Origin of the sequence: Pseudomonas edaphica, assembly GCF_005863185.1 — a bacterium.
GTDB lineage: Bacteria > Pseudomonadota > Gammaproteobacteria > Pseudomonadales > Pseudomonadaceae > Aquipseudomonas > Aquipseudomonas edaphica.
The window spans coordinates 1-3,925 of sequence record NZ_VBVZ01000566.1; the positions used below are offsets into that span (position 1 = coordinate 1).

2 protein-coding genes and 1 pseudogene are annotated in these 3,925 nt (G+C 60.4%); 2 read left to right on the plus strand and 1 reads right to left on the minus strand.

From position 1 onward, the window contains the following. Positions 1-2,390 (minus strand): DNA translocase FtsK (locus FEM54_RS26600; RefSeq protein WP_138453662.1); only part of this gene is annotated, 2,390 nt, incomplete at its 3' end. Positions 2,391-2,884: 494 nt separating this feature from the next. Between FEM54_RS26600 and aat the strand changes: the two genes are divergently transcribed. Together aat and FEM54_RS26610 are read left to right on the plus strand one after the other, a co-directional pair. Then, the gene (aat, locus tag FEM54_RS26605; RefSeq protein WP_017137503.1) at positions 2,885-3,565 is read left to right on the plus strand and encodes a leucyl/phenylalanyl-tRNA--protein transferase; all 681 of its coding nucleotides are present in this window, start codon (positions 2,885-2,887) and stop codon (positions 3,563-3,565) included. A 56-nt stretch (positions 3,566-3,621) separates the two neighbouring features. Next, positions 3,622-3,925, plus strand: a pseudogene (locus FEM54_RS26610) (arginyltransferase); the annotation flags it as partial.

Sequence of the window (3,925 nt, forward strand, 5' to 3'; positions counted from 1 at the left end):
CCGGGAGCGATGGCTTCACGCGAACCGTTGGTGTTCATGGCGGTTACGACGCCAGCGTTTTCCATGGATTCGATCATGCGGGCGGCGCGGTTGTAACCGATTTTGAGCTTGCGCTGCACCGCAGAGATCGAAGCGCGACGGCTTTCGAGTACGAATGCCACGGCTTCGTCGTAGAGCGCGTCGGTTTCGGCATCGTCATCACCGCTGCTACCGCCGTCGAAGCCGCTGCCGGCCTCTTCGACGCCTGCGAGGATGTCGTCGTTGTATTCCGGCGCGCCGCGCAGCTTCCAGGCTTCCACCACGCGGTGAACTTCATCATCGGAGACGAAGGCGCCGTGAACCCGGATTGGCAGACTGGTGCCCGGCGGCATATAGAGCATGTCACCGTGACCCAGCAGTTGTTCGGCGCCGCCCTGGTCGATGATAGTGCGCGAGTCGATCTTGCTGGAAACCTGGAACGCCATCCGCGTTGGAATGTTGGCCTTGATCAAGCCGGTGATCACATCCACCGACGGCCGCTGGGTGGCGAGGATCAAGTGAATACCGGCCGCACGGGCCTTTTGGGCGATACGCGCGATCAGTTCTTCCACCTTCTTGCCGACGATCATCATCATGTCGGCAAATTCATCGACCACCACCACGATGGTCGGCAGCTTGGTCAGCAGCGGCGCTTCGTCGTGAATGCTTTCGCGCTTGTACAGTGGGTCGGTCAGCGGTGTACCGGCGTCCTGGGCTTCCTTGACCTTGGCATTGAAGCCCGACAGGTTACGCACGCCCATCTTCGCCATCAGCTTGTAGCGACGCTCCATCTCGGCGACGCTCCAGCGCAAGGCGTTGGCGGCGTCCTTCATATCGGTCACCACCGGGCACAGCAGGTGCGGGATGCCTTCGTAGATCGACAATTCGAGCATCTTCGGGTCGATCATGATCAGCTTGGCGTCATCCGGGCCGGACTTGAACAGGATCGACAGAATCATCGCGTTCACGCCCACCGACTTACCGGAACCGGTAGTACCGGCCACCAGCAAGTGCGGCATTTTCGCCAAGTCGGTGATCACCGGCTTGCCGCCGATGTCGTGGCCGAGGGCCAAGGTGACCGGTGACTTGAAGTTGTCGTATTCCGGCGTCGACAGCACCTCGGAGAACCGCACGATCTGACGGTCTTCGTTGGGAATCTCGATGCCGACGGTGGTCTTGCCGGGTATCACTTCCACCACACGCACACTGGTCACGGCCAGGGAACGGGCCAAGTCTTTGGCCAGGTTGGAGATACGGCTGACCTTGACGCCGGCTGCCGGCTGGATTTCGTAACGGGTAATCACCGGGCCTGGGTGGATCGAATCCACCGAGACTTCGACGCCGAATTCCTTGAGCTTGATTTCCAGCAGGTGGCCGACGGCCGCCAGGGATTCCGGAGAATAATTGAGTTGTTTCTTTTCGGCCGGGTCGAGAATCGAGATCGGCGGCAAGGTGCCCTCTACGGCGCTGTCGACGAACAACGGCGCCTGCTTCTCTTTCTGCACACGATGGCTCGGCTCCGGCGCTTTGGGCGGTGCCGGGGCAATCACCGGCGGCACCTGCTTCTCGCGGTCCGACATGTGCTTGCTCAGGGCTTGCTCGCGCTCGATAAGGCGTTCCTTGACCTTGGCTTGCTCGCGGCGGTCCGGCGTACTCGGGGCCACCACTTCGTTAACGCGGGTGTCCACCTCACGCAGTTGCGCGACCATGCGTTTGCGATCGACCCGGGCCGACCACCAGCGGTTGGCTGCGCCCTGGAACAATTCGAGCAGGTCCAGGGTGATCTTGCCGGTCACGTCCATCACCTTGAACCACGACAGGTCGGTGAACACAGTGAGGCCGAACAGGAACAGCGCGATAAACATCAAGGTGCTGCCCTGGATATTCAGGGTCTTGCGCGCCAGGTCGCCGAGGCTTTCGCCCAACGCCCCGCCCGCGCCCGCCGGCAAGCCGGTAGGTGCATGAAAATGAATGTGCGCCAGCGCCGCGCCGGACAACACCAGGAACACCAGGCCGATCAGGCGCCAGGAGAACAGCCAGCCGCTCCACTGCCACGGTTCGTGACGCTGGCGGAAGATCTGCCAGGTCTTGATCGCCAGCAATAACGGGAAGATATACGCGAAGTAGCCCAGCACCATAAACAGGATATCGGCGCTGTAGGAACCGGCGGGGCCGCCGAAGTTCTGCACGTCTTCGATCTTGCTGTTGTGGCTCCAGCCCGGATCGTCCTTGCCATAGGTAAGCAAGGCCATCATCAGGAACAGGCACAGGGCGCCGATAGCGATCAGCGCGCCTTCCTTGAGTCGATAATGCAGGTGCTGGCGCCAGGCCGGCACGACAGCTGCTTTAGGTGTTGCGGCGGATTTCTTCAAAACGGGTCTATTCCTGCGCCTTTAGCGCGTCCATCTGTTGAATGACTGCACACTGCTCAATCCGAGCAGCTGAAAAATGAACGAATGTCGCTGAAACTACTTTTAACATTGGGTGATGAACAGGTGAAAGGGCGAAAACGCCACAATGCCCGCATTGTACGGGTTTGCGTCGACGATGCCACGTACTTGCCCTCACCCGGTGGCCTGCACAGATGATGTGTCATAGCCTGTTCAATTTGAGCACGCATTGCCTTTGCTGACAAAGGCTTATGCGCTGTTTTTATCAAAGCAGGCAAGCTTGGCAATTGGCCTGCATGGCCCAGACCCGATTACGACCGCGCCCAAAGGGTAGAGTTGCAGAAACACCTATTAACGCTATTGCGCGCGGATGCCCGATTCGGGCTGGCCCCACAGCGCCATGTCGACAATAATCATCCCACATGCGGCAGGCGTCATACCTGCCACTCCCCTCCCCTACCGTAAGCCTGGATACCATGCTGACCTGGTTGCAACGCGATTCCCTGACTTTCCCGCCGCTGGCCAAAGCCATGCGCGAACCCAATGGCTTGCTGGCCGCCGGTGGCGACCTGTCGGCCGAGCGACTGATCCAGGCCTACCGCCATGGCTGCTTCCCGTGGTTCTCCGACGGCCAGCCGATCCTCTGGTGGTCTCCAGACCCGCGCACGGTGATATTCCCCGACGAGCTGCACGTGTCACGCAGCCTCGGCAAACTGTTGCGTCAGCAGCGCTACAGCGTGACCTTTGATCAGGACTTCGCCGCCGTCATCCAGGCCTGCGCCGCGCCCCGCGCTTATGCAGACGGCACCTGGATCACCGAAGGTATCCAAAGCGCCTACCTGGAGCTGCACCGGCGCGGCTACGCGCATTCCGTCGAAGTATGGGATGAAGGCAAGCTGGTCGGCGGCCTGTATGGCCTGGCAATGGGCCAGTTATTTTTTGGCGAATCGATGTTCAGCCGCGCCGACAATGCCTCCAAGTTCGGCTTTGCCACGCTGACCCGCCAGTTGCAGGCCTGGGGTTTTGTACTGATCGACTGCCAGATGCCCAATGATCACCTGCACAGCCTCGGCGCCCGCGCCATACCGCGCAGTGAATTTGCCGGCTTCCTGCGTAACCATTTAGACCAGCCCAGCTCTGGCCCGTGGGTTTCCTAGGCGACTTCCTCGTACCTGGCTTACACTTATTTCAAAGCTTATCCCGAGGGTTGATCATGACCGAGCTGGCACGCTTGAAGTTCTATGCCACTCAAGCTCACTCTTGCAGCTATCTGCCTGACGAGCAGGCCACCACACTGTTCCTCGACCCCAGCCAGCCGATGGACGTGCATGTGTATGCCGACCTCTCAGAGATGGGTTTTCGGCGCAGCGGCGATCATCTGTACCGGCCCCATTGCCAGAACTGCAATGCGTGCGTGCCTGCACGCATCCCGGTTGCGCAGTTTTTGCCGGACCGCAACCAGAAACGCATCCTCAAACGTAACGCCGACCTGACGGTCACGGCCACCACGCCGCCGT